Origin of the sequence: Burkholderia sp. EMB26 (assembly GCF_024730645.1) — a bacterium.
GTDB classification, from domain to species: Bacteria; Pseudomonadota; Gammaproteobacteria; order Burkholderiales; family Burkholderiaceae; genus Burkholderia; species Burkholderia cenocepacia.
The window spans coordinates 828,935-853,256 of record NZ_CP078070.1; the positions used below are offsets into that span (position 1 = coordinate 828,935).

A 24,322-nucleotide genomic window follows, 5' to 3' on the forward strand; every position below is an offset into this window, starting at 1 on the left:
AGATGAACAGTAAGATTGCAATAATTGGGATGGCTTGTCGGTTTCCCGGGGGCGCGAACAATCTTGGCGACTTCTGGCAACTGCTGCGCGACGAACGCGACGCAGTGACCGAAATCCCCGCCGACCGCTTCGGTACCGATTTCTACCAGCACCCGTCCAAACGCGAACCGGGCAAGAGCTACACGTTCGCGGCCGGCGTGCTCGACAACGTCGCCGGCTTCGACGCCGCGTTCTTCGGCATTTCGCCGCGCGAAGCGGCCCAGATGGACCCCCAGCAACGCCTGCTGCTCGAACTCGCATGGGAAGCGTTCGAGGACGCCGGCGTGCGCCCGGCCGATATGCGCGGCAGCAACTGCGGCGTGTTCGTTGGCGTGGCCGGCACGGATTACGGCAACCGCAACATGGACGATCTGAACGTGATCGATCCGTATTCGGCGACCGGCAATACGCTGAGCATCGCGTCGAACCGCGTGTCCTACCTGTTCGATCTGCGCGGCCCGAGCATGTCGGTCGACACCGCCTGCTCGTCGTCGCTCGTCGCCCTCCATCAAGCCGTCAAGGCGCTGCAGTCCGGTGAAGCCGACGTGGCGCTCGCGGGCGGCGTCAACCTGTTGCTGCATCCGTTCGGCTTCGTCAGCTTCTCCAAGGCGTCGATGCTGTCGCCGCGCGGTCGTTGCCGCGCATTCGACGCGACCGGCGACGGCTACGTGCGCTCGGAAGGCGGCGCATTCGTGCTGCTCAAGCCGCTCGATCGCGCGCTGGCCGACGGCGACACGATCCACGCAGTGATCGCCGGTTCCGGCGTGAACTCGGTCGGCCACTCGCCGGGCGGGATCAGCGTGCCGGGCGCGGCCGCGCAGGCGTCGCTGCTGCGCAGCGTGTACGCGCGCGCCGGCATCGATCCGCAGTTGCTCGCCTATCTCGAGGCGCACGGCACCGGTACGGCAGTGGGAGACCCGATCGAGGCACGCGCGCTGATCGACGTCGTGTCGGGCGAGCGCCCGGCCGATCGTCCGCTGCTGATCGGGTCGGTGAAGACCAACATCGGGCACCTCGAGACGGCGTCCGGCATGGCCGGTTTGCTGAAGGCCGTGCTGTGCCTGAAGCATCGCGCGGTGCCGCGCTCGCTGCACTTCGTCACGCCCAATCCCGGGATCGATTTCGACGGCGGCCGTCTGCGTGTCGTCGATCGCTACATGCCGCTCGACGCGGGCGGCGCACCGCTGACGGTCGGCGTCAACTCGTTCGGCTTCGGTGGAACGAACGCCCACGTCGTACTGACCGAGGCGCCGGTCGCAAACGACGTGCCGACGGCAGCGCCCGAGCCGGCTCATGCACAACCGTCGCCGCTCGTCCTGACCGCTCGCAGCGCGAATGCGCTCGCGGCACTCGCAGGCCGCTATCTGGCCGTGCTCGAGAACGGCGGCGACTGGCAGGCGCTGGCCGCCGCGGCCGCCCGTCGTCGCCAGTGGCTCGAACATCGCGCGATCGTCGCGCCGGTCGATGCAACCGAAGGCCGCGCGGCGCTGGCGGCACTGGCCCAGCCGGCACAGGAAGGGCTGCCGGCCTGCGTGGCAACCGGCCAGGCGCCCGCGGACGCGCTGCGTACCGCACTCGTGTTCTCGGGCAATGGTTGCCAGTGGGTCGGGATGGGCAACGAACTCTATGCGGAGAACGCGGTTTTCCGTGCGGCGCTCGACGAAGTCGACGCGCTGTGGTGCGAGGACGGCAGCCCGTCGCTCGTCGACGTGATGCGCGGCGGCCCGGGCGCGGAATGGCTGGCCGGCGCGGGCGCCGAATGGCTCGCCGCGACGGAGAACGCGCAGCCGCTGCTGTTCGCGATCCAGGTCGGCATGATTCGTGTGATCGACGCGCGCGGCATGCGCTACGACGCGGCGATCGGCCACAGCGTCGGCGAAATTGCAGCGGCGTGGGTGACGGGTGCGCTGTCGCTCGCCGACGCGGTGCGCGTGATCAAGATCCGCAGCCGCGCCCAGGCGATGACGCGCGGCAGCGGCCGGATGGCGGCCGTTGGCATCGGCGAGGCGGCCGCGCGCGAGCTGATCGCGCGCCACGGACTGGTGCGCCGGGTCGAGGTGGCCGGCATCAACAGCCCCGACGCGGTGACGCTCGCGGGCGAGCTGCAGGGCTTGCAGGCGCTGGAGGCGGCGCTGCGCGGCAGCGGCAAGTTCTTCCAGATGCTCGATCTCGACTATGCGTTCCACAGCAGCCACATGGATCGCATCGAGCCGGTCGTGCTCGCCGAACTGGCCAGCTTGCGGCCGCAACCGGGCAACGGCACGTTCGTATCGACCGTGACCGGCGGCGCGCTCGCGGGCAACGAACTGGATGCGCGCTACTGGTGGCGCAATATCCGCGAGCCCGTGCGCTTCGGCGACGGCATCGCGCACCTGATCGAGCAGGGCGTCCGGTTGTTCGTCGAAGTGTCGCCGCATTCGATCCTGCGCACCTACGTGAAGCAGGCGTTGACGGCCGCCGGCGTGACCGGCGCGGTGCTGCCGACGCTCAAGCGCGACCACGGCAGCGCGGCGACGCTGCGGCAGGCGATTCTCGCGGCGATCGCGCACGGCGCGAACGTCGATCCCGACCGCTTCGCGCCCGGCGCGGCGCGTGCGGCGTTGCCGTCGTATCCGTGGCAGCGCGACCGCTTCTGGCTGACGCCGACCGTCGAGGGCTATGGTCTCGTCAATCGCCGCCGCGAGCATCCGCTGCTCGGCTATCGGCTGCACGAACACGCGTTCGGCTGGGAAAACCAGCTCGATCCGGCGAAGCTGCCGATGCTGGCCGATCACGTCGTCGACGGCGGCGTGGCATTCCCGGGCGCCGGCTACGTGGAAATGGCGCTCGCCGCGGCGCGCACCTTCTTCGATACGCCGGATGCGGCGCTCGAAAACGTCGAGATCCGCACGCCGGTCGTGTTCCAGCCGCAGCAGGCGAAGCTGTTCCGGCTCGTGATCGAGCCGCGCACCGCGACGTTTACGATCGAGACGCGCGACCGGATGTCCGACGGCGCATGGACGCTGAACGTGACGGGACGGATGCTCGAAAGCGGTAACGCGCTCGGCGCCGCGAGCGTCGTGCCGGCCGCGACGCTCGAGCACCTGCTCGCGCTGCCGGCCGCCGACGGCGACACGCTGTATGCGAATACGGCGGCGATCGGCCTCGGCTACGGGCCGGCGTTCCGCTGGGTGCGCACCGTGCGGGTCGCCGCGGACGAGGACGCCGCGCTGGCCGACATCGCCGCGCCGGCCGAGTGCGGCGATGCGCGGGCGCTGTCCGCCTATCTGCTGCATCCGGCGCTGATGGACAGCGGATTTCATCCGCTGTTCGCCTTGCTGGCGGCGCATGCACGCGATGGCGAGCACCCGGCCTACGTGCCGGTGCAGATCGGCCGGGTCGACTACCTGCGCGGCGACACGGTCGCCCGCGTGCTCGCGCGGATCGATCGGCGTAGCCCGCATTCGATCGTCGCGCAGTTCGAATTCCTCGATGCGCAGGGCGCGATCGTCGCGCGGCTCGGTGGCTGCCGGTTCCGGCGCGTGGACCTCGTCGGCCGCCGCCAGAACCTGCCTTCGCGTTTCGTCTACCGCCTCGAAGAGATGCCGTTGCCGACCGACGTCGATGCGGCCGCGTTGCCGGCGCCCGACACGTTGCTCGCGCAAGCGGTCGCGCGCGTCGATGCCGCGGGGCTCGACGGCCGTCGGACGCAGCATTTGACCGAGATCCTGCCGCTGCTCGACGTGCTGGCAAGCCTGTACGTGCTCCGTGCGTTCGATGCGCTCGGCGTGTTCGCAGGCACGTGGCAGCCCGCACCGGAGCGGGCGGCGCTGGCCGCGCGTCTGGCGGACATGCTGGTCGAGGACGGTCTTGCCGTGCGTGACGGCGCGCGTCTCGTTCGCGACGACGCGGCGTGCGCGGCGCTGCCGCCGCTCGACGACCTGTGGCGCGGGCTGCTGGCCGAATCGCCGGGGCACGTGGCCGAGCTGACGCTGCTTGCCCATTGCGGCGCGGCGTTGCCCGACGTGCTGAGCGGCGCGAAGGACGATGCACGCTGGCTGTCGCCGACCGGTCACAGCCTGGTCGAACAGTTGCTTGCCGCATCGCCGACCTGGCAGCACGTGCATGCGCTGCTGGCGGCCGGTGTCGAGCAGGCGGTCGACGCGTGGCAACCGGCGCGCCGGCTGCGGGTGCTCGAATTGGGCGCGACGGACGGCGACGTGCTGCAGACGCTCGGCATGCATCTCGCCGCCGCGCGCTGCGATCACACGATCGCCGCGACGGCCGGCCAATTGGCCGGGTTCGATACGGATGAGCAAGCCGCGGTGCGTACGGTCGCGCTGCAGCCGGGCGAACGGCTGTCGCTGTCCGCCGACGATGCCGGGCCTTATGACCTGATCGTCGCGAACCGCGCGCTGAGCGGGCGGCATGATCTGGCCGATGCACTGAATGCGATGCGCTCGTGGCTCGCGCCGGGCGGCTTGCTGCTGCTGGCGGAGTCGCGTCGCGGCCGTTTCTCCGACATCGTGTTCGCCCCGCAGGCGGTATTGACGGAAGCTGACGAACCCGCCCCGCTGGCGCCGACCGATCTCGAGGCGGCGCTCGCGCGTGCGGGCTTTGCCGACGTCGTGCGGCATGTCGAGCAGGCGCTGGATCTGGACGGCACGCCGACGTTCGTCGTCGCGCGCAACCCGGCGAGCACGTCGGCCACGCAGCGCGGCAGCGACGCGAGCGATCTCGATACGCTCGCCCGCAGCGAACAATGGCTCGTGATGCACGCCCCGGCCGAGGCCGGCGGTTTCGGCGGGAAACTGGCCGATGCGCTCGCGCACGCCGGCTATCCGGCCGACATCGTCGACTTCACGCACGCAGCCGATGCGATCGCGTCGTTGCCGGTCGGGCAGCCCGCGCATGTCGTGTTTTGCGCACCGGAAACGCCGCTTGCCGATACGACGACCGGAGACGTCCTGATGGCGGCGCTGCGTCACGGCGTGATCGCGCTGGCGGCGCTGGTGCGCGCGCTCGGTGCGCAGCCGAACGCGGCCACGCGGCTGACCGTCGTCACGCGCGGCGGCGCGCCGTTCGCCGGCGCCGCGAACGCGCATCCGGAACAGGCGACGCTGTGGGGCCTCGGTCGCGTGCTGGCGAACGAGCATCCCGAACTCGCGTGCCGCCTGATCGACGTCGACCCCGCGGCGAACGGGATTCCCGATGCGCTGATTCGCGAGCTGACCGGCGCGGCGGTCGAGGAAGAAGTCGTGCTGAGCGCGCACGGGCGGCTGGTACCGCGCATGCTGACGGCCGCACAGGCCGCGGCGCGCAGCGACGGCGCGATTGCACGCGCGTCGGTGCTGGCATTCGACGCACCGGGCTCGTTGCGCAATCTCGAATGGTTCGCGCTGCCGGAAAGCGCGCTGGGCGACGACGAGGTGGAGATCGAGCCGGTGGCCACCGGCCTGAATTTCCGCGACGTGATGTATGCGATGGGGCTCCTGTCCGATGAGGCGGTCGAGACCGGCTTCGCGGGCGCGACGATCGGCATGGAATTGTCGGGCCGCGTCGTCCGGGTGGGCAGGGCAGTGACGAAGTTCGCCCCGGGCGATGCGGTGCTCGGCTTCGCGCCGGCGTCGTTCGCGACGCGTGTCAGGACGCGCGCGCAGGCCATCGCGCCGAAACCCGAACGCCTGTCGTTCGAGGAAGCGGCGACCGTGCCGACGACGTTCTTCACCGCGTACTACGCACTCGTCGAACTCGCGCGGCTGCGCCGCGGCGAGCGCGTGCTGGTGCACGGCGGCGCGGGCGGCGTCGGGATCGCCGCGATCCAGTTGGCGCGCCACTTCGGCGCGGAAGTGTTCGCGACGGCCGGTAGCGACGAGAAGCGCGAGTTCGTGCGCCTGCTCGGCGCCGATCACGTGCTCGATTCGCGCAGCCTGGCGTTCGCGGACCAGATTCGCGCGATGACGGGCGGCGAGGGCATCGACATCGTGCTGAATTCGCTCGCCGGCGAAGCGATGGTGCGCAGCATCGATACGCTGCGTCCGTTCGGCCGTTTCCTCGAACTCGGCAAGCGCGATTTCTACGAAAACAGCCATATCGGGCTGCGGCCGTTCCGCAACAACATCAGCTATTTCGGCATCGACGCCGACCAGTTGATGGGTGCGTTGCCGGAGCTGACCGCGCGGCTGTTCGGCGAAGTGATGGCGCTGTTCTCGGCAGGCGTGCTGCATCCGTTGCCGTATCGCGCGTTCCCGGCCGAGCGGGCCGAGGATGCGTTTCGCTACATGCAGCAGGCGCGCCAGATCGGCAAGGTGCTCGTGACCTATCCGTCGGGCACGCCCGCGCCGACGCGCGGCGTCGCGCGGGCAGAAGCGCTCGCGCTCGATCCGCATGGCGCTTACCTGGTGGTCGGCGGCACGGGCGGCCTGGGCTTCGCGAGCGCGCGCTGGATGGTCGAGCACGGCGCACGCCGGTTGACGCTGGCGAGCCGTTCCGGCGAACTCGCCGCCGCGGCGCGCGAGGAGGTGGCGCGCTGGCGCGACACGCTCGGTGTCACCGTCGACGTCGTGTCGTGCGATGTGACCGATGCGGCGGCAGTCGACGCGATGGTTGCCGCGATCGCCCGGCGCGCCCATCCGCTGAAGGGCGTGCTGCATTCCGCGATGTCGATCGACGACGGCCTCGTGCGCAATCTCGACGACGCGCGGATGGCCGCGGTGCTCGCGCCCAAGGTGGCGGGCGCGTGGAACTTGCATCGCGCGACGCGCGGGCTGCCGCTCGACCTGTTCGTCGTCTATTCGTCGGCGACCACCTATCTCGGCAATCCGGGGCAATCGAACTACGTCGCGGCCAATACCTTCCTCGAGGCACTGGTCGAACATCGCCGCGCGACAGGCTTGCCCGGCACGTTCATGGCGTGGGGGCCGCTCGAGGATGTCGGCTTCCTCGCACGCCACGCCGATACGCGCGAAGCGTTGCAGTCGCGGATCGGCGGTGCCTCGATTACGTCCGACGAGGCGATGGCCGCGCTCGAGCGCGTGCTGGTGGCGGGTGCGGCCGGCGAAGCGGTGGTGCGGCTCGACTGGCACGCGGTGGCGCGCGGAATGCCGGCCGCGAAGGCGCGCCGGTATGCGCTGCTGCAATCGCAGGCGAAGGGCGGCGATGCACGCGAAGGCGGCACGCAACTGCGTGAAGAAGTGCTCGCGTTGCCGCGCGACGAAGCGATCGCGCTGGTGGCGCGAACGCTGCAGGCGCAGATCGCGCGGATTCTGCACATGACGCCCGATCGCATCGCGCTCGACAAGTCGGTGCTCGACATGGGCATGGATTCGCTGATGGGGATGGAGCTCGGCCTTGCGGTCGAGGAAGCGTTCGAGGTCAAGCTGTCGGTGATGGCGATCGCCGAAGGCGCGTCGGTGACGACGCTGGCCGGCCGCATCGTCGATTCGATCGGCGCGTCGGCCGATGCCGGCTGCGATGTCGCGTCGGCGGCCGATGCCGCGCAGGAGGCCGTCGCGGCACTCGCCGCGAAGCATGCGATCGACGGCGAAGCGCGCGCGATGCTCGATGCGCAGCCGGCGCCGGTTGCCGAGCAGGTATCGCCGTCGCTGGAGGTGGCGCGGTGAGCGCGCCGACCGGCTGGGCGACGCGGCAGGGCACGCTGGCGCGCCCGCTGACGATCGACGGGCACGGCTTGCATACGGGGCGCCGGGTCGGCGTGCGGATTCTGCCTGCGCATCCGGAAGACGGCGTGACGGGCATCGTGTTCCGTCGGGTCGAGCACGGGCGCACGCTCGCAACGTTGCCGGTCGACCCCGCGCTGCGCCGCGCGCAGCCGCTCTGCACGATGCTGCGCAATGCTGATGGCATCGGCGTGCGCACGATCGAGCACCTGCTCGCGTCGCTGCTCGCGTGCGAGATCGATCACGCGATCGTCGAGCTCGACGCGGAAGAGGTGCCGATTCTCGACGGCAGCGCCACACCGTGGGTGGACGCGATCCGCGCGTGCGGCCGCGTCGCGCTCGATGCGCCGAAACGCTTCATCCGCGTGCTGCGGCCGCTCGTCGTCACGGACGGCGACGGCAACCAGCGGCGCGAGATGCGGATCGAGCCGGCGCCGCGTTATGAACTGAGCGTGCGCAACGACCTGCGCGGTTTCGGCGACATGCACTGGGACGGCGCGCTGACGCCGGCCGCGTTTGCGACCGACATCGCGCCGTCGCGCTCGTACGGGCGCGTGAAGTGGGCCGTGCCCGCGATCGTCGCCGGCTATCTTCGTGGTGTGCCGATCCTGCGCGGCGCGCGGCCGTCGTGCACCGCGTCGATCGTCGGCAATCGCGTGCTGGGCGGGATGCGGCTGCCGGAGGAATTCGTCCGGCACCGCGTGCTCGACCTGATCGGCGATCTCGCGCTCGCCGGTGCGCCGCTGCTCGCGCGCGTGAGCGCGCTGCGGCCGAGCCACGAGATGAATTTCCGGCTGGTCGATGCGCTATTGGCCGCGCCCGATGCATGGCAGTGGGCCGAGTTTTCCGACGCGTGACACCACGCTTTTTAAAAATACGCGGCGTAACATAGCGGCTTTTCGAGATAAAGCGAAGGAAGCAATGGCACTGGGAGAGCATCTTCGCCAGCAACTGGCGGCGAAAGCGCTGAAACGGCAACTGGAGCGCGCGACCGACGCCGCGGCGGCGCCCGGCGTGCCCGGCACGTCGGCGGCGCAGACCGCGTCGGCACGCAGCCGCTTCGAATCGATGCCGCAGTATCAGCAGGTCCGGATCATGCGCGAGATGGGCGAGAAACTGCGGGTCGAGTCGCCGTTTTTCCGCGTGCACGACGGCGTCGCCGGCGCGACCACGCAGATCGGCGGCCGTGAATACCTGAACTTCGCAAACTACAACTATCTGGGCCTGGCCGGCGATCCGGCGGTGTCCGCGCGCGCGAAAGCCGCGATCGATCGCTATGGCACCTCGGCCTCGGCGAGCCGGATGGTCGCGGGCGAGCGTCCGGTGCAGCGCGCGCTCGAGCGTGCGCTGGCCGCGTTCTACGAGACCGACGATTGCGTCGCGTTCGTGAGCGGCCATGCGACCAACGTGACCGTGATCGGTGCGCTGTTCGGCCCAGGCGATCTGGTGGTCCACGATGCGCTCGCGCACAACAGCATCGTGCAGGGCGCGCAGTTGAGCGGCGCGAAGCGGCTGAGCTTCCCGCACAACGACTGGCAGGCGCTCGACGAACTGCTGTCGCGCGTGCGCCGCGAATACCGGCACGTGCTGATCGCGATCGAGGGGCTGTACAGCATGGACGGCGATTTCCCCGACCTGCAGCGCTTCGTCGACGTGAAGGCGCGCCACGGGGCGTTCCTGTTGGTCGACGAGGCGCATTCGCTCGGTGTGCTCGGCGCGACCGGCAAGGGCATCCGCGAGCATTGCGACGTCGCGCCCGACCAGGTCGACATGTGGATGGGCACGATGAGCAAGACGCTCGCCGGCTGCGGCGGGTTCATCGCCGGTTGCCAGCCGCTCGTCGACATGCTGCGCCATCTCGCGCCGGGTTTCCTGTACAGCGTCGGGCTCGCGCCGACGCTCGCCGAAGCGTCGCTGGCCGCGCTCGAACGCCTGCAGGCCGAGCCGGAGCGCGTCGCGCGACTGCAGGCGCGCGGCCGGCAGTTCCTGACCGAGGCGCGTGCCGCCGGGCTGAATACGGGCACGAGCGCCGGCTACGCGGTCGTGCCGGTGATCACGGGCAGTTCGCTGAAGGCCGCGCAGTGGGCGAATGCGATGTTCGACGAAGGAATCAACGTGCAGCCGATCTTCTATCCGGCCGTCGAGGAAAAGGCCGCGCGCCTGCGCTTTTTCATCTGCTCGACGCATGAGCCGGAGCAGATCAGCCGGACGGTGGGCGTGTTGTCGCGCCTTGCGGGGCGCGGCGCGTGACGCAGGTCGCTGCGGTCGCGCACGCGGTTCCACGCGCCGGCGAGCCGGCGCGGTGTCGCGCGGCCGGTGCGGATGACGCGGCCGCGTGCGCGCCGCTTGTGTTCGCGTCCGGCGTGGCCGAATTCGGCTTCTTTCTCGGCGAAAGCGACGCGCGCTGCATCGCGTTTCTGAAGCAGGCGTTCCGGTCGCACCACGGACGTTTCTCGTGGCGCCGGCATCGCGTCGCAGTGGCCGACGATGGCGCGGTGCTCGCGGTGATGGCGATTCACGACGGGCGGCGAACGGCGTTCGACGACGTGCACATCGTATGGGCGCTCGTGCGCTTCTTTGGCGTGCGCCGCACGATCGGCCAGTTGCTGCGCGGGCTGATCCTCGAAACGGAACTCCCGGCGCCGAAGCGTTCGCAGATCCTCGTCGCGCATTGCGCGACGGATGAACGTCAGCGCGGCACCGGCGTTTTCAGCGCGCTGTTTCGCGATGCGCTGGATACCGGCGCGTTGCCGGCCGATGGCGGCCGCGATGTCGTGCTCGACGTGCTGACGCGCAACGTGCGCGCGCGGGCGCTGTACGAACGCCTGGGGTTCGTCGCGCTGCCGCGACGGCGCGCGCGTTCGCGCAGGTTGCCGGGTGAGCTTGATTCGGTTCGGATGAGGTTTGCGGGCCGAGGCTGATGGCGCGATTGGCGTTGACCGCTTCTGCACATGGGTGGCACGCGCGGAAGTGCGTGCCGTTCCCTTCGCAGCGAGCCGACAACCATGTAGCGATGGCCATCTCGACGGCGTCAGTTGTCGAGCGGCAGTTTCCGAAGGATCGCGTCCACGCACTCTGAACGACTGGCCTCGGCCGTTCGGACGTGCACGTCAGGTGATCGCGGCCGTTCATAGGTGGAATCGATGCCGGTAAACTGGCGAATGGTGCCTTGTCGGGCCTGCGCGTAAAGTCCCTTGGGGTCGCGTGCCTCGGCGATGTCCAGTGCAACGTCGACAAAGACCTCGACAAACGTGCCGGCGTCGAAGCGAGCACGGGCCTTCTCGCGTGCTTCCTGAAACGGTGAGATCAGCGCGGCGATGACGATGAATTCGGCATCCACCAGCAATTTGGCCACTTCGGCGGTCCGTCGGATATTTTCATGGCGGTCGGCGTCACTGAATCCGAGATCCCGGTTCAGTCCCTCACGCAGACGATCGGCGTCCAGTAGATACGTGCGAAGCCCGCGCGCATCGAGCTGTTCCTTTAGCAGATTCGCCAGTGTCGATTTGCCTGCGCCGGAGATTCCGGTCAGCCACACCACGAAGGCTCGATGCTGTTTCAGACGAGGATGTGTGGATTCATGGTCCGCCATCATGGCGAATGGCTGATTTCTGGAATCTTGGATCATTTCCGATGGGAGGTGCGGACGTCGTGCAGCGGTTTTGTGCGAACTTCGTTAACTGCTGTTGACAATTGTAACGCGCCGGAAAGTTTGCAATCCGCTCTTTTTTCACGAATTCGTTCCCCCGCATACGTTTGGCTTCTCCATTCGACGCGATCAACGGCGCGGCCGCTACTTGTGCCGCGGCGCGAACGGTCGCTGCTGCACATCCGCGCCATGCGCGACGATCGCCATCCCTTCCGGCACTTCCTCCCACGCGCCACGCAGGTCGACGAGCGGTTCCGACACGACCATGAACGCATCATCGCCGGCTTCGGCGATACGCGGGTTGTGCGGATACAGTTCGTGCAGATGCTTGAACGACGTGCTGTGGAACAGCGAGCGCGATTGCCGCTCGCTCGAGTAACGCACCGCGACGATCCGTTCGCCGTCGGTCGCGCAGATCGTCATGTTGAGCGGGTCCGCCACGCGATGCCGCGCGGCGGTTTCCTCGACCACACCGACCATTCGTTCGAGCGCGGGCAGCGGCGCCTGCTCGAGGCCGTACGTCAGCGCGAGGCGAAACATCAACTCGGAATCGGTCGAGCCTTCGAGCGTCGGGAACAGCGCGGGATCGACCTTCATCGTCAAGTCGCGGCGCAGCTTGTGAAAATCGCGGATCAGCCCGTTGTGCGCGAACAGCCAGCGGCCGTGGCGGAACGGATGGCAGTTGGTTTCCTGAACGGGCGTGTCGGTCGCCGCGCGAATATGCGCGATGAACATCCGCGAGCGGATCGCACGCGCGGCTTCGCGCAGGTTGCGGTCGTTCCACGCGGGATGCACGGAGCGATAGCGGAACGGGAGTTCGTCGGGATGCCCGTACCAGCCGATGCCGAAGCCGTCGCCGTTAGTGGTCGTGGCGCCCAGCTCCGAATGCAGGCTCTGGTCGATCAGCGAATGCTTCGCGCGGAACAGCACGGTTTCCAGATGGATCGGATTACCCGTATAGGCGAGCCAGCGGCACATGAAGCGCTCCTTCACGATGTATCGTTCGCGCATGGTAGCCGACTCCGCGACGCAGGCGCGTCCAGGCAAGTCGCCCACAATCGTCATACGTGGCGGGCCCGTACGCGCGATGCGCAGCCGCCCGGCCATGCGGCCACGGCACCACGCAACGCCATACGATGCAATGCGGTGCGGCACGCTGATCGTGCCGCACCCGCCGGCTCAGTCGCCGAGCGCGTCCATCACTCGCGCCGAATAGACGAGCGCCGCGCCGGCATTCAGCGCAATCGCGACGCCGAGCGCTTCCGCCACTTCCTCCTTGGTCGCGCCATGCTTGGCCGCTTCGGCCGTGTGCACGGCGATACAACCGTCGCAGCGTGTCGTGACGGCCACCGCGAGCGCGATCAGCTCGCGCGTCTTCGCGTCGAGATGGCCGGTCTTGGCCCCGGCGCCGGACAGCGTCTTGTAGCCGGCCAGCGTATCGGGCGACAGCCTGGCGATGTCGCCGATACGCGTCGAGAGTTCCTTCCGGTATTCGTTCCAGTTCAGCATGATGCGTCCTTGTCGAGAAGAGTGAGGAGGGCGGCGGGTGCCGCGATCTCGTGCGATGCAACGCTATTCTGATCGCTCGCGCTGAGGGTTTCGATACGTTAGAGTGTCAATTTTTAGCGCAATCGTCTCATGGATGCATTGAGTCAACTGCTGTCGCTGGGGCGCAGCCATGTCGAGCTCGACGTGCGGTGCTTGCTCGACGGCCCGTTCGCGATGCCGCACGATCCGCTGCCGCCCGGCGAGGCGGCGTTCCACCTGGTGCTGGCTGGAACCTGCCGGCTGCGCGCCGCCGACGGGCGCACGCTGCAACTCGCCGACGGCGATTTCGTGCTGCTGCCTGCAGGTGGCGCGCACGACCTGCTCGACGCAGCGGGCCACCGGTCGAAGCCGCTCGCGCCGCTGCGCGATTCGGGGGCCGGCGACGGTGCGGTGCTGCCGGTCAAGTCGAATGTCGATCCGGCCGCAACGGGCAACGCGAGCGTGGATCTGCTCTGCGGGCGGTTCGTCTATGCACGCGGCGCAGGCGAACTGCTGATGCGTACGCTGCCGCAGGTATTGCACGTCGGGCTGCGCGACACCTCGGGGGCCGTGCCGCTGCAACTGCTGACGAGTGTGCTGCGTACCGAGGCGTCGAATGTGCAGCCGGGCGCTGGCGCGATCGTGAATGCGCTCGGGCAGGCGCTGCTCGCCTATGCGTTGCGCGCATACGGTCGCGGCGCGCGCGTGCCGTCCGGCTGGCTCGCGCTCGCGGCCGATGCGCGGCTCGGCCCGTCGGTCCAGGCCGTGCTGCAGGCGCCGGCGCAACCGTGGACGGTCGAATCGCTCGGCGCCGCGGCGGCGATGTCGCGCGCGACCTATGCGCGGCATTTCCGCGAGAAGGCGGGGATGAGCGTCGGCGCGTTCGTCGCGCAGATCCGGATGATGCATGCGTGCGCGCTGCTGCAGGACACGCAGCGCGGACAGGCGGAAATCGGCCAGGTGGTCGGCTACCAGTCCGAGGCCGCGTTCGGCAAGGCGTTTCGCGCGGTGCTCGGCACGACGCCGGGGCGCTGGCGGCGCGCGCGGCGCGAAACGTAAGCGTGCAAACACGGCCGTCGGGACACGCGCCAAAGCTGCTACCATGCGCGAAACGCAGTTCAACGAAAACGATTTCGAACAACAAGAAAGAGAGGGCAAAGCAATGAACCAGACCACCATCCAGCAACCGTCGTTCGCATTCGTGGCCGCCTCGTGGGCCGCGCTGCTCGCCGGTTTCGCGGCATTCCTGATCGGGCTCTGGAACGCCGGCATGCAGCTCAACGAGAAGGGTTACTACTTCACCGTGCTGGTGTTCGGCCTCTATGCGGCGATCTCGCTGCAGAAGAGCGTGCGCGACCGCGCGGAAGGCATTCCCGTCACCGGCATCTACTACGGCCTCAGCTGGATCGCGCTGCTGCTGTCGATCGCGCTGCTGATCGTCGGCCTTTTCAACGCGACGCTGCAATTGAGCGAGAAGGGCTTCTACGCAATGTCGTTCGTGCTCGCGCTGTTCGGCTCGGTGGCCGTGCAGAAGAACACGCGCGACCTGCAGAACGCGAAGCCGCGCTACGCCGACGCCGATTCGGCGCCGTCCATCCAGGAGTGAGGGTGCGCGGGGCGGGCCGTTGCCGAGGCCGCCCGCTGCGCGATGATGTCCGCGGCGTCCGTATTAGCCGGCGTGCCGCGGGCCACCTGCCGTTCTTTCGTTTCGTGCATGCCGTTGCGCATGACGATGGAAATATTACGGATATCGAATCTCACAGAAACCGCGGCACGAACGCGTGCGGACGGCAATCTGCTCGGTGCCGCCGTCGACGAAGGGATCGTGCGGTTGCGCTGGCGACGTCGGAAGAGACCGTGGAGGTAAACGTGCGATAGCCGTGTTGGGCACGACGTCGATACGAGCGGGCGTACTCTCATCGGCGCGCTCGTTGGGACAGGGAAGGACGTGCGTTGCGGCAAAGCGCCAGACGCAAAAAAGCCTCCGCGAGGGAGGCTTTTTGCACTATCGAAGATAGTTGGTAGGGTGGGAGGGACTCGAACCCTCGACTCTCTGATTAAAAGTCAGATACTCTAACCAACTGAGTTACCACCCCACGTTCTTGAAACTTGTTTTGGTTCGTTGCTTCAACAACTTGGGCAACGACCCAAAGAGCAAAAGATTATAGCGACGGGTTGCAGGGCTGTCAACAACCCGTCACGATAATTATTTGATCGTTTCCAGCTTGCCCTGCGCCGTCTGCGCCGCATTCGAACCGGCGTACTGCGACACGACCTGCTCGAACGTCTTCTTCGCGGCCGCCTTCTGGCCTTGCTCGAGCTGGTTCGTGCCGATCGCCACGAGGGCGTCGGCCGCGCGCGGGTGTTGCGGGAACTTGCTGACGATCCCTTGCCACGTCGCCGTCGAGCCGCGGTAGTCGCGCAGCGCGTATTGCGCGTTGCCGTACCAGTACTGCGCGGTCGGCTGATAGGGACTCTGCGGATACTTCGCGATGAACGCGCGGAACGAAGCCGCGGCCGCCTTGAAGTTGCCGTTGCGGAACTGCTGCTGCGCCGCGCTGAGCGCATCCGTTTCACCCGGCTGCACGGTGCCTTCGACACCATCGATCGTCGCCTGCTGCGGCTCGAACTTCTTGAGCCGCGTGTCGAGATCCTGGTAGTACTCCTTCTGCTGCCGCTCGAGCGTCGTCAGCCGGTTCGTCAGATCCTCGTTCTCGCCGCGCAGCGTCGCGACCTGCTGGTTCAGCTGGTCGATACGGCCGGATTGATCGAGGATCGTACGCTGGGCGGCCGACAACTGGCTCGACAGGTTGTCGCTCTTGCTGCGCAGATCGAGCACGGCACGGCGCGCTTCGTTGTCGTCGAACATGCCGGCGTGCGCCGGCGCGGCCGACCACGCCGCGCCCGCGACGCAGAATGCTGCGGCAACGCGCAGCCAGGTTGAACGGTGCGTCATACGGCGATTCTTCCGTTACTTACTGTTGGTAGACGAGGTCGGCGCGACGGTTCTGCGCCCACGATGCTTCGTCGTGACCCGTTGCTTGCGGCTTTTCCTTGCCGAGGCTCACGGCTTCCATTTGCGAATCGTTCACGCCGAGCAGTGCCATCGCGCGGCGGACGGCTTCCGCACGCTTCTGGCCCAGCGCGAGGTTGTACTCGCTCGTGCCGCGTTCGTCGGTGTTGCCCTGGATCAGCACGTGGCGCTGCGGGTGGCTCTTCAGGTACTGCGCGTGCTGCTGCATCAGCGGCTGGTACTCGTCCTTCACCGAATAGCTGTCGAAGTCGAAGTAGATGCTGCGCTTCGCGAGCGGGCTGTTCGGGTCGTTCAGCGGATCGACGTTCACTTGCGCGACGTTGTCGGCGCTCGGTTGCGTGCTGACTGCGCCCGCGTTGTTTGCCTTGTCGTCGAGCTTCACGCCCGACTTACACGCTGCGAGCGCGCTGATCATCATCACGGCCAGGGCCAGACGAGCTTTATTCGACATCATGGTTACTCTCCTTGTGGTCATTGCATGAAGGGCCCCCACGACGGCTCGCGAACGGAGCCGCCCTGGACGGACAGGATCTGCGGCGGCGCGCTGCCGTCGGAGGGCACTGCAGCCAGAACGTTGCGACCACCCGACTGGGTAGCGTACAGAAGGTACTGGCCGTTTGCCGCGAAGCTCGGCGATTCGTCGCGATTGGTATTCGTGATGGCGTTCGCCGCGCCAGTCTGCAGATCCTGAACGTACAGCTTGAAGCCCCCGCCCGTGCGGGAGATGTAAGCGAGCAGCTTGCCGTCCGGGCTCACGCGCGGGCTGGTGTTGTAGCTGCCGGTGAAGGTCACGCGCTGCGCGGCACCGGCGCTTTCACCCTGCGCGGGCATCCGGTAGATCTGCGGCGCACCGCCACGATCGCTCGTGAAGTAGATCCAGCGGCCGTCCGGCGAGTAGAACGGTTCGGTGTCGATCGAGCTGCTTTGCGTGAGACGGCGCAGGCCGCCGCCGTTCGCGTTGACCGTATAGATTTGCGTATTGCCCGTCAGCGACAGCGCGACGGCGAGCGTGTTGCTGTCCGGCGACCACGCCGGTGCGCTGTTGTTGCCCTTCTGGTCGGAGACCATGTAGCGGCGGCCGGTCGGCAGGTCGTGGATGTAGACGATCGGCTTCTTGCGCTCGAACGATACGTACGCGACCTTCGTGCCGCTCGGCGACCAGGCCGGCGAGATGATCGGCTCGGTGCTCGACAGCGCGATGCGCGCGTTCTGGCCGTCCGAATCGGAAATCTGCAGCTGGTAGCGGTTACCGGTCTTGATCACGTACGACAGGCGCGTGGCGAATACGCCGCGCACGCCGAGCAGCTTCTGGTAGATGTAGTCGGCGATCTTGTGGCCGGCCGTGCGCAGCGTGGTGTCGGTGGCCGTCAGCGACAGGCCGCCGAGGCTTTGCTGCTTCACGGTGTCGTACAGGATGAAGTTGACCTTGTACTGGCCGTTCGCCTCGCGGTTCACGCTGCCGGCGACGAATGCATTCGCCCCCTTGGCCTTCCATGCGCCGAGATCGACCGATGCGGTCTCGGGCACGGGCGTGCTGCCTGCGTCGATGTTGGTGAACTTGCCGCTGCGGGCGAGGTCGGCGCGGACGATCGACGTGACCTGCTGCGGCAGGTTCGCCTCGTTCGTGAAATTGGCGGTGGCAATGGGGAACTGGGTCGACCCGACACCGGTGATCAGCACGTTGACCTGGGCGTTAGCGGCGCTGCCCGCCGTAATCAGACACGAGGCCACGAGTGCCCTGAAACCTAGCTTTGTCATCAAACTCATGCTTCTTGCTTCCCGTATGGCTTGGATCGCTGCGCAACCGCAGAGACAGTAAAAATACCCGATTCGTTCCCGCCTGACAGCGACGCCCGGAGTGTAAGCGCATTTCCTTTCACTCCGCCGCCTTGAAGGTAATCGTAATGTCAGACGGGGTACGACCGTTAGAATCGGGCGGCAACGGGACCGATGCGTGGATCGCATTGACCACGGCTTGATCCCACCCCGAATTCCCGCTCGAGCGGGAGACCGATGCGCTCAATACGTCACCGGACGGCGTGCACCGAATCTTGACGACGGTGGTCAGGCCTGCCCGCTCGCCGCCCCAAACGATGTTCGGCTTGACGCGGCGGCGCACCTTGTCGGCATAGCCGGGCGTGGCGGCATTGCCGCCGGAACCCGTACCCGTGCCGCTTTTCGCGAGGCCTTCGCCGCCGCCTTCGCCGGCGCCGGACAGGCCCTGCAACTGCGCGAGGCGCGCACTGCGCTCGCGGTCGAGCTTCGCGTTCGCCGCCGCGCTGGCCTTCGCGCGCGCCGCGGCTTCGGCCTTCGCCTTGGCCTGGGCTTCCGCCTTGGCCTTCGCGGCCGCGTCGGCCTTCGCCTTCGCCGCCTGCTGCGCTTCGAGTTGCGCCTGCTTTTGCTGCTGGAGTTTCTGCTGCTCGAGCTTCTGCTGCTCGGCGAGCTGCTGTTGCCTGAGTTTCTCGGCCTGCTTCTGCTTGTCGCGTTCCGCGGCTTTCTGTGCGGCGAGCGCGGCGGCCTGTTGCGCGGCGAGCTGCGCGCGCCGGGCTTCCTCTTCCTGCTGGGCCTTCAGTTGCTGCGCACGGCGCTGCTGTTCGAGCAGCGCTTCGCGCGCGGCCGCTTCCTGCTGACGCTTCTTCTGCTGCAGCGCGATGTCGGCCTGCTCGTCGCGCACCGGGGGAGGGGGCGGCGCGACCTTGGCGGGCGGCGCGGGCGTGACGACGGGCCGCGGCGCGGGGACGTCGGGCACTTCGGTCCACAGCTCGGCCTCGGCGCCGGCCGGCGTGCTGTTCTGCCACTGCACGCCGTGATAGAGGAACAGCGCAAGCAGCACATGCATCAGCGCGGCGAGCGCGAACGCGCGCCACGTCCCGCGCTCGCGGGGCGGCTGGAGCGGGTAGGCGGATCTGCGCGTGGATTGCTGCCGGTTCATTGCGATTTGACGAGGAGGCCGACGCGCTTGACGCCGCGCGCCTTCAGATCGGACATCACGGTCATGACGGCATCGTACTGCACCGTCTTGTCGGCTGCGATCACGACCGGCTGGTCGGGGTGGTCGGCCTGCCGGGCCGAAATGAAACTGTCGAGCTCGGCCTTCGTCATCGTGTCTTCCTGGGTCGCGCCCGAGTCGCCCTTGTACTTGACGCTCATCGTGCGGTCGGCCTTGATGTTGACGACGACGGGCGGCGTCTGCTCCTGCGGCGCCGCGTTGCCGACGGTCGGCAGGTTGATGATCGACGGGGCGACGAGCGGTGCGGTGACCATGAAGATCACGAGCAGCACCAGCATCACGTCGATGTACGGCACGACGTTGATGTCGGCCATTGCGCGGCGCGAGTGGCCGCCGCGCATGCTGGATCGGATGGGGCTTCCTGCCATGGCGCGCTCCTTACTGGGCCTGACGCTGCAGGATGTTCGAGAACTCTTCGATGAAGGTCTCGAAACGGATCGCGAGGCGGTCGATGTCGTGCGCGTAGCGGTTGTATGCGACCACCGCGGGAATCGCGGCGAACAGGCCGATCGCGGTGGCGACGAGCGCCTCGGCGATGCCCGGCGCGACGTTCGCGAGCGTGGCCTGCTGCACGTTCGCGAGGCCGCGGAACGAGTTCATGATCCCCCAGACCGTGCCGAACAGACCGATGTACGGGCTGACCGAGCCGACCGACGCGAGGAACGCGAGGTTGGCTTCGAGCACGTCCATTTCACGCTGGAACGATGCGCGCATCGCGCGGCGGGCACCGTCGAGCACGAGGCCCGGATCGCTGAGGCGCTTTTCCTTCGCCTTCAGGAATTCGCGCATCCCCGATTCGAAGATCCGCTCGAGCGCGCCGATCGTGTGGCGGTTGTTCGCCGCGCTCTGATACAGCGCCTGCAGGTCGCCGCCCGACCAGAAATCCTTCTCGAAGCGTTCGGTTTGCGCGCGTGCGCGGCGGATCGCGAACCACTTGCGGAAGATGAAGGTCCACGACATCAGCGACAGCAACAGCAGCAGTCCCATCACGGCCTGGGCCAGCACGCTCGCGTTGAGGACGAGGGAAATGATCGACAGGTCTTGAGAAGTGTTCATAGAGGTTTGAGTAACGTCCCTTCGGGGGTGCCCGGCAAGGGTGTCCGGCGTGCGTGCGGCGCGGCGCGCCGGCCATGCCTGACGCCGAACCTTGCTTAGTATCGAATCAGAACGGCAAGTTCATAGGCTTTGTCTAAACGGCGCTCATGCGCGCTTCGTTGACAATACAGTCTGCCCGGCGTCGATGACGGGCCCGCGTTGCAGCGCGTCGAGCACGGCCGGCGGGATGGCCGCGGGCCGGATGCCGTGACGGTCGACGCAGCCGAGGCGGATGTGCCCCGCCACGAGCAGCGTGTCGCCACACCAGGCTTCCTGCGTGAATTCCACCGACGCGCGGCCGATGCGTCCGGGCCGGCTCGTGATCGTCAGCGTGTCGTCGAGTCGCGCCGGCGCGCGGTAGTCGAGCGACGTGCTGCGCACGATGAAGATCGCACCGGTATCGTCGGCGAGCTGGCGCTGGTCGACGCCGCATGCGCGAAGCCACTCGGTGCGGGCGCGCTCGAAGAACTTCAGGTAGTTGGCATAGAAGACGATGCCGCCTGCATCGGTATCCTCGTAGTACACGCGCACCGGCCAGGTAAAGCCGGAGGGCGCTTCCGGGGAGCGGGTAGGCTGAGTCATGGCGCGCATTCTACCGGAAGGCAAAGACCCGATTCGTAACCGATTCGTAACGGAATGTAGTGCGTCGTGGCACACCGCGGGCCGGCCCGGGGCCGGCCCGCGGGGTTTCAGCCGCGGTGGACGGTCGGGCCGCCGGGCGCCTGCGCGATCGGCATCAGCTCGATCGTGTTGACGTTGACGTAGGCCGGGCGCGTCGCGATCCAGTAGATCGTATCGGCGATGTCCTCGGGCATCAGCGGCTGGACATTGTTGTAGACGTTCGCCGCCTTCGCGTCGTCGCCGCGATAGCGGACGTTCGAGAACTCGGTGCCGCCGCACAGGCCCGGCTCGATGTCGGTGACGCGCAACGGCGTGCCGAGCAGGTCGGCGCGCAGGTTCAGGCTGAATTGCCTGACGAAAGCCTTGGTCGCGCCGTAGACGTTCCCGCCCGCATAAGGGTACGAACCCGCAACCGAGCCGATATTGAAGATATGACCGCGACCGCGCTCGACCATGCCGGGCAGCAGCGCGTGCGTGACGGTGACGAGGCCCGCGCAGTTCGTGTCGATCATCGTCCGCCATTCGTCGAGGCTGGCCTTGTGGGCCGGCTCGACGCCGAGTGCGAGGCCGGCGTTGTTGACCAGTACGTCGAGCGCCGCGAATTCGGCGGGAAGGGCGGCCGGCACGGCCTCGACGGCCGCGCGGTCGCGCACGTCGAGCTCGAGCGGCAGAAGGGCGTCGCCGAGTTCGGCGGCGAGCGCATCGAGACGATCCTTGCGGCGCGCGGTCGCGACGACGCGATGGCCTCCCTTGACGAAGGCTCGGGAGATGGCGGCGCCGAAGCCGGCGGACGCGCCTGTGACGAACACGATCATTGCTGCTCCTAGTCGGTAACGTGATAGCGGGTGGAATCCCGCAAGCCTACTGAGAATGCCGCACCGCGGCAAGGCGGCAAAGCGTTTCGGCACGGGCGCGTAGAGTCTGGCCCCAATTGATTCGGGCGCACTGCCGTGCGGTTGCCTATTCATGACGCATCCAATACACTAATGCGCTCATCACCCCTGCGTGACTGGCGATAGAACCCTTCGGGTTCAAGGTGGAGCATCCCACCGTGAAGCGCGGGGCGCCGTTTTTGCCGTTCGCCTGGGCAGCCGTTGTGCGCCGTCGCGTGCATCGCCGGTGGCTGTCCTGCCTCGCGTCATACGGATTCCTCCGCCACGTCGAGCTGGTCCCGCCAGCAGCGCACCGTACTCGGCCACTCCGGTCAACCTGTACACACTTAACGGAAACCGTATGTTTGACAGAGCCCAAAGCACCATCGCGAACGTCGATCCCGAAATCTTTGCAGCGATCGAGCAGGAAAACCGCCGCCAGGAAGATCACATCGAGCTGATCGCGTCGGAAAACTACACGAGCCCGGCCGTGATGGCCGCGCAGGGTTCGCAGCTCACGAACAAGTACGCGGAAGGGTATCCGGGCAAGCGCTACTACGGCGGTTGCGAGTACGTGGACGTGGTCGAGCAGCTGGCGATCGACCGCGTGAAGCAGCTGTTCGGCGCGGAAGCCGCGAACGTGCAGCCGAATTCGGGTTCGCAGGCGAACCAGGGCGTGTTCTTCGCGATGCTCAAGCCGGGCGACACGATCATGGGCATGAGCCTCGCGCACGGCGGCCACCTGACGCACGGCTCGCCGGTGAACATGTCGGGCAAGTGGTTCAACGTGGTGAGCTACGGCCTGAACGAGAACGAAGACATCGACTACGACGCGGCCGAGAAGCTGGCGAACGAACACAAGCCGAAGCTGATCGTCGCGGGCGCATCGGCATTCGCGCTGAAGATCGATTTCGAGCGTCTGGCGAAGATAGCGAAGTCGGTCGGCGCATACCTGATGGTCGACATGGCGCACTACGCAGGCCTGATCGCGGCGGGCGTGTACCCGAACCCGGTGCCGCACGCGGATTTCGTGACGACGACGACGCACAAGAGCCTGCGCGGCCCGCGCGGCGGCGTGATCCTGATGAAGGCGGAATACGAGAAGCCGATCAACTCGGCGATCTTCCCGGGGATCCAGGGCGGCCCGCTGATGCACGTGATCGCGGCGAAGGCGGTGGCGTTCAAGGAAGCGCTGTCGCCGGAGTTCAAGGAATACCAGCAGAAGGTGGTCGAGAACGCACGCGTGCTGGCCGAAACGCTGGTCAAGCGCGGGCTGCGGATCGTGTCGGGCCGTACGGAAAGCCACGTGATGCTGGTGGACCTGCGCGCGAAGCACATCACGGGCAAGGCGGCGGAAGCGGCGCTCGGCGCGGCGCACATCACGGTGAACAAGAACGCGATTCCGAACGACCCGGAAAAGCCGTTCGTGACGAGCGGCATCCGTCTCGGCTCGCCGGCGATGACGACGCGCGGCTTCGGGCCGGCGGAAGCCGAGCAGGTCGGCAACCTGATCGCCGACGTGCTGGAGAACCCGGAAGACGCAGCGACGATCGAGCGCGTGCGCGCGCAGGTCGCCGAGCTGACCAAGCGTTTCCCGGTCTATCGCTGATCGCCGATGCGCTGCCCGTTCTGCCGGCATGACGACACGCAGGTCGTTGACTCGCGCGTGTCCGAGGATGGCGCCGCGATCCGGCGGCGCCGTCGCTGCTCGGCTTGCGACAAGCGCTTCACGACGTACGAGCGGGTCGAGTTGTCCCTGCCGTTCGTCGTGAAGAAGGACGGCAGCCGCACCGAATTCGACCGTCGCAAGATCGTCGCCAGCATGCAACTCGCGCTGCGCAAGCGGCCGGTTGCCGCCGACGCGATCGACGCGGCGGTCGCTCGCATCGAATATCAACTGCTCGCGACCGGCGAGCGCGAAGTGCGTAGCGAGAAGCTGGGCGAGCTCGTGATGAACGAGTTGCGCGGCCTCGATACGATCGCCTATGTCCGCTTCGCATCGGTGTATCGCCGGTTCGAGGACGTTTCCGAATTTGCCGACGTGATCGAAGAGTTCCGTCGCGCCTCTCCCGCCAAGACCCCACGTAAGCGCTGACGCGCTGCGTCCGTTCATCGTCTGCTCCGTTGGTTCGATTCGCGCCGATTGTGTCGGTCGCGATCGCATGTCGCCAGTCGGCCGTTCGGCAAATGGCGCGCGTTTGCACGCGCCGCTACAGTCGTCGCATCACCGTGGCGGAGGACGATTGCGATGGAACGGGGCGCTCAACCCTTGAAGAATGTGGTGCAACGAGCGGGCGGATTCACGCTCGTCGAGTTGATGGTCGCCATGTCGCTGGCAGCGGGGCTTGCGCTCTATGCGGTGCCCACGTTCGACCAGTGGCGCATGCGCGAACGCGTGGATGCCCGCTCGCGCGCGCTGCTCGGTGCGCTGTCGTTTGCGCGTACCGAGGCAACGCGTCTCGGCGCGCGCGTCACGTTGTGCCGCGCGGGGCGCGACGGCGCCTGTCTGCGGGCCGGCGAGCGATGCGATCCGGCCGAATGGTCGTGCGACTGGATCGTCAGCGGGCAGATCGACGGGCGCTCGCGTGTGCTGCGCCGCTATCCGCGCGATGCCGAAGTGGCCGTCACGGGCGCGGCGCACGAGCTCGCGTTTGCGCCACCGGCCGGTCAATCGATCGGCGGAATCCGGCGTTTCGAATTGCGCCCGCGGCGCGGTGTGTCCGCGGCCGACGATACGCGCGTGTCGCGTTGCGTGCGGATTGCTGCGGGCGGCCGCGCGCGGATGGTCGCCGGCCGCTGCGACGCGGCGTGATCGCC

At 67.6% G+C, this 24,322-nt stretch carries 20 protein-coding genes, 1 tRNA gene and 1 riboswitch; of the genes, 9 read left to right on the forward strand and 12 right to left on the reverse strand.

What is annotated here, in order from left to right; translation table 11 throughout:
- Positions 1-2: 2 nt before the first annotated feature.
- From KU887_RS03915 to KU887_RS03930, 4 genes are all read left to right on the forward strand, one after another.
- On the forward strand, positions 3-7,640 hold the full coding sequence (locus KU887_RS03915) for a type I polyketide synthase (protein ID WP_258254558.1): 7,638 nt from the start codon (positions 3-5) through the stop codon (positions 7,638-7,640).
- A complete protein-coding gene (locus KU887_RS03920; RefSeq protein ID WP_258254560.1) occupies positions 7,637-8,554 on the forward strand; it encodes a UDP-3-O-acyl N-acetylglycosamine deacetylase in 918 nt (305 codons plus the stop codon). Before KU887_RS03915 ends, KU887_RS03920 begins: the two co-directional genes overlap by 4 nt.
- A 64-nt stretch (positions 8,555-8,618) precedes the next feature.
- Positions 8,619-9,947 (forward strand): aminotransferase class I/II-fold pyridoxal phosphate-dependent enzyme, encoded by a 1,329-nt coding sequence (locus KU887_RS03925; protein WP_258254563.1) that lies wholly within the window; start codon positions 8,619-8,621, stop codon positions 9,945-9,947.
- Positions 9,944-10,618, forward strand: a complete 675-nt coding sequence (locus KU887_RS03930; protein WP_258254564.1) for an N-acetyltransferase — start codon at positions 9,944-9,946, stop codon at positions 10,616-10,618. Before KU887_RS03925 ends, KU887_RS03930 begins: the two co-directional genes overlap by 4 nt.
- A gap of 110 nt (positions 10,619-10,728) precedes the next feature.
- On the opposite strand, the gene cysC is transcribed toward KU887_RS03930, so the two are convergent.
- The 3 genes from cysC to KU887_RS03945 all read right to left on the reverse strand — a co-directional run bounded on the left by cysC (position 10,729) and on the right by KU887_RS03945 (position 12,855).
- On the reverse strand, positions 10,729-11,292 hold the full coding sequence (gene cysC / locus KU887_RS03935) for an adenylyl-sulfate kinase (protein WP_258255528.1): 564 nt from the start codon (positions 11,290-11,292) through the stop codon (positions 10,729-10,731).
- Between the two features lie 198 nt (positions 11,293-11,490).
- On the reverse strand, positions 11,491-12,324 hold the full coding sequence (locus tag KU887_RS03940) for a class II glutamine amidotransferase (protein WP_034200961.1): 834 nt from the start codon (positions 12,322-12,324) through the stop codon (positions 11,491-11,493).
- A gap of 201 nt (positions 12,325-12,525) precedes the next feature.
- The gene (locus KU887_RS03945; RefSeq protein ID WP_258254565.1) at positions 12,526-12,855 is read right to left on the reverse strand and encodes a carboxymuconolactone decarboxylase family protein; all 330 of its coding nucleotides are present in this window, start codon (positions 12,853-12,855) and stop codon (positions 12,526-12,528) included.
- Positions 12,856-12,984: 129 nt separating this feature from the next.
- Between KU887_RS03945 and KU887_RS03950 the strand changes: the two genes are divergently transcribed.
- Together KU887_RS03950 and yiaA are read left to right on the forward strand one after the other, a co-directional pair.
- Positions 12,985-13,932: an AraC family transcriptional regulator gene (locus KU887_RS03950; RefSeq protein WP_124674555.1), complete on the forward strand. Its 948-nt coding sequence runs from the start codon at positions 12,985-12,987 to the stop codon at positions 13,930-13,932.
- A 103-nt stretch (positions 13,933-14,035) separates the two neighbouring features.
- Complete coding sequence (gene yiaA, locus KU887_RS03955; RefSeq protein WP_043205738.1) at positions 14,036-14,479, forward strand: inner membrane protein YiaA; 444 nt, start codon at positions 14,036-14,038, stop codon at positions 14,477-14,479.
- Between the two features lie 413 nt (positions 14,480-14,892).
- On the opposite strand, the gene KU887_RS03960 is transcribed toward yiaA, so the two are convergent.
- The 9 genes from KU887_RS03960 to KU887_RS04000 form a co-directional block, all read right to left on the reverse strand.
- Positions 14,893-14,969 (reverse strand) — tRNA-Lys (locus tag KU887_RS03960).
- A 110-nt stretch (positions 14,970-15,079) separates the two neighbouring features.
- Positions 15,080-15,829, reverse strand: a complete 750-nt coding sequence (ybgF, locus tag KU887_RS03965; protein WP_006484965.1) for a tol-pal system protein YbgF — start codon at positions 15,827-15,829, stop codon at positions 15,080-15,082.
- A gap of 19 nt (positions 15,830-15,848) precedes the next feature.
- Positions 15,849-16,361 (reverse strand): peptidoglycan-associated lipoprotein Pal, encoded by a 513-nt coding sequence (gene pal, locus KU887_RS03970; protein ID WP_006484980.1) that lies wholly within the window; start codon positions 16,359-16,361, stop codon positions 15,849-15,851.
- Positions 16,362-16,378: 17 nt separating this feature from the next.
- Complete coding sequence (tolB, locus tag KU887_RS03975) at positions 16,379-17,674, reverse strand: Tol-Pal system beta propeller repeat protein TolB (protein ID WP_012492927.1); 1,296 nt, start codon at positions 17,672-17,674, stop codon at positions 16,379-16,381.
- A 109-nt stretch (positions 17,675-17,783) separates the two neighbouring features.
- Positions 17,784-18,839 carry a cell envelope integrity protein TolA gene (gene tolA / locus KU887_RS03980; RefSeq protein ID WP_058902190.1) on the reverse strand — a complete coding sequence of 352 codons (1,056 nt, stop codon included), beginning with the start codon at positions 18,837-18,839 and terminating at the stop codon, positions 17,784-17,786.
- Positions 18,836-19,285: a protein TolR gene (gene tolR / locus KU887_RS03985; RefSeq protein WP_258254569.1), complete on the reverse strand. Its 450-nt coding sequence runs from the start codon at positions 19,283-19,285 to the stop codon at positions 18,836-18,838. Before tolR ends, tolA begins: the two co-directional genes overlap by 4 nt.
- A 10-nt stretch (positions 19,286-19,295) precedes the next feature.
- Complete coding sequence (gene tolQ / locus KU887_RS03990) at positions 19,296-19,973, reverse strand: protein TolQ (protein ID WP_006484959.1); 678 nt, start codon at positions 19,971-19,973, stop codon at positions 19,296-19,298.
- A gap of 144 nt (positions 19,974-20,117) precedes the next feature.
- Positions 20,118-20,603, reverse strand: a complete 486-nt coding sequence (gene ybgC / locus KU887_RS03995; protein ID WP_034200954.1) for a tol-pal system-associated acyl-CoA thioesterase — start codon at positions 20,601-20,603, stop codon at positions 20,118-20,120.
- Positions 20,604-20,701: 98 nt separating this feature from the next.
- On the reverse strand, positions 20,702-21,448 hold the full coding sequence (locus tag KU887_RS04000; protein WP_006497456.1) for an SDR family NAD(P)-dependent oxidoreductase: 747 nt from the start codon (positions 21,446-21,448) through the stop codon (positions 20,702-20,704).
- Positions 21,449-21,628: 180 nt separating this feature from the next.
- A riboswitch (ZMP/ZTP riboswitch) is annotated at positions 21,629-21,729 on the forward strand.
- Between the two features lie 137 nt (positions 21,730-21,866).
- On the opposite strand from KU887_RS04000, the gene glyA reads away from it, so the two are divergent.
- The 3 genes from glyA (at position 21,867) to KU887_RS04015 (ending at position 24,317) form a co-directional block, all read left to right on the forward strand.
- On the forward strand, positions 21,867-23,114 hold the full coding sequence (glyA, locus tag KU887_RS04005; protein ID WP_006485003.1) for a serine hydroxymethyltransferase: 1,248 nt from the start codon (positions 21,867-21,869) through the stop codon (positions 23,112-23,114).
- Positions 23,115-23,120: 6 nt separating this feature from the next.
- Complete coding sequence (nrdR, locus tag KU887_RS04010) at positions 23,121-23,600, forward strand: transcriptional regulator NrdR (protein WP_006476792.1); 480 nt, start codon at positions 23,121-23,123, stop codon at positions 23,598-23,600.
- Between the two features lie 153 nt (positions 23,601-23,753).
- Positions 23,754-24,317 carry a GspH/FimT family pseudopilin gene (locus KU887_RS04015; protein ID WP_043205464.1) on the forward strand — a complete coding sequence of 188 codons (564 nt, stop codon included), beginning with the start codon at positions 23,754-23,756 and terminating at the stop codon, positions 24,315-24,317.
- The last annotated feature ends 5 nt before the right edge of the window (positions 24,318-24,322 follow it).

Excerpts from the sequence above, each read along its gene's own strand:
- ybgF (WP_006484965.1), bottom strand. The coding sequence starts at position 15,829 with ATGACGCACCGTTCAACCTGGCTGCGCGTTGCCGCAGCATTCTGCGTC.
- KU887_RS04000 (WP_006497456.1), bottom strand. The coding sequence starts at position 21,448 with ATGATCGTGTTCGTCACAGGCGCGTCCGCCGGCTTCGGCGCCGCCATC.
- nrdR (WP_006476792.1), top strand. The coding sequence starts at position 23,121 with ATGCGCTGCCCGTTCTGCCGGCATGACGACACGCAGGTCGTTGACTCG.
- KU887_RS03945 (WP_258254565.1), bottom strand. The coding sequence starts at position 12,855 with ATGCTGAACTGGAACGAATACCGGAAGGAACTCTCGACGCGTATCGGC.
- tolA (WP_058902190.1), bottom strand. The coding sequence starts at position 18,839 with ATGAACCGGCAGCAATCCACGCGCAGATCCGCCTACCCGCTCCAGCCG.
- yiaA (WP_043205738.1), top strand. The coding sequence starts at position 14,036 with ATGAACCAGACCACCATCCAGCAACCGTCGTTCGCATTCGTGGCCGCC.
- pal (WP_006484980.1), bottom strand. The coding sequence starts at position 16,361 with ATGATGTCGAATAAAGCTCGTCTGGCCCTGGCCGTGATGATGATCAGC.
- tolB (WP_012492927.1), bottom strand. The coding sequence starts at position 17,674 with ATGAGTTTGATGACAAAGCTAGGTTTCAGGGCACTCGTGGCCTCGTGT.
- cysC (WP_258255528.1), bottom strand. The coding sequence starts at position 11,292 with ATGATGGCGGACCATGAATCCACACATCCTCGTCTGAAACAGCATCGA.
- KU887_RS03915 (WP_258254558.1), top strand. The coding sequence starts at position 3 with ATGAACAGTAAGATTGCAATAATTGGGATGGCTTGTCGGTTTCCCGGG.
- KU887_RS03925 (WP_258254563.1), top strand. The coding sequence starts at position 8,619 with ATGGCACTGGGAGAGCATCTTCGCCAGCAACTGGCGGCGAAAGCGCTG.
- tolR (WP_258254569.1), bottom strand. The coding sequence starts at position 19,285 with ATGGCAGGAAGCCCCATCCGATCCAGCATGCGCGGCGGCCACTCGCGC.
- KU887_RS03950 (WP_124674555.1), top strand. The coding sequence starts at position 12,985 with ATGGATGCATTGAGTCAACTGCTGTCGCTGGGGCGCAGCCATGTCGAG.
- tolQ (WP_006484959.1), bottom strand. The coding sequence starts at position 19,973 with ATGAACACTTCTCAAGACCTGTCGATCATTTCCCTCGTCCTCAACGCG.
- KU887_RS03940 (WP_034200961.1), bottom strand. The coding sequence starts at position 12,324 with ATGTGCCGCTGGCTCGCCTATACGGGTAATCCGATCCATCTGGAAACC.
- KU887_RS04015 (WP_043205464.1), top strand. The coding sequence starts at position 23,754 with ATGGAACGGGGCGCTCAACCCTTGAAGAATGTGGTGCAACGAGCGGGC.
- ybgC (WP_034200954.1), bottom strand. The coding sequence starts at position 20,603 with ATGCGCGCCATGACTCAGCCTACCCGCTCCCCGGAAGCGCCCTCCGGC.
- glyA (WP_006485003.1), top strand. The coding sequence starts at position 21,867 with ATGTTTGACAGAGCCCAAAGCACCATCGCGAACGTCGATCCCGAAATC.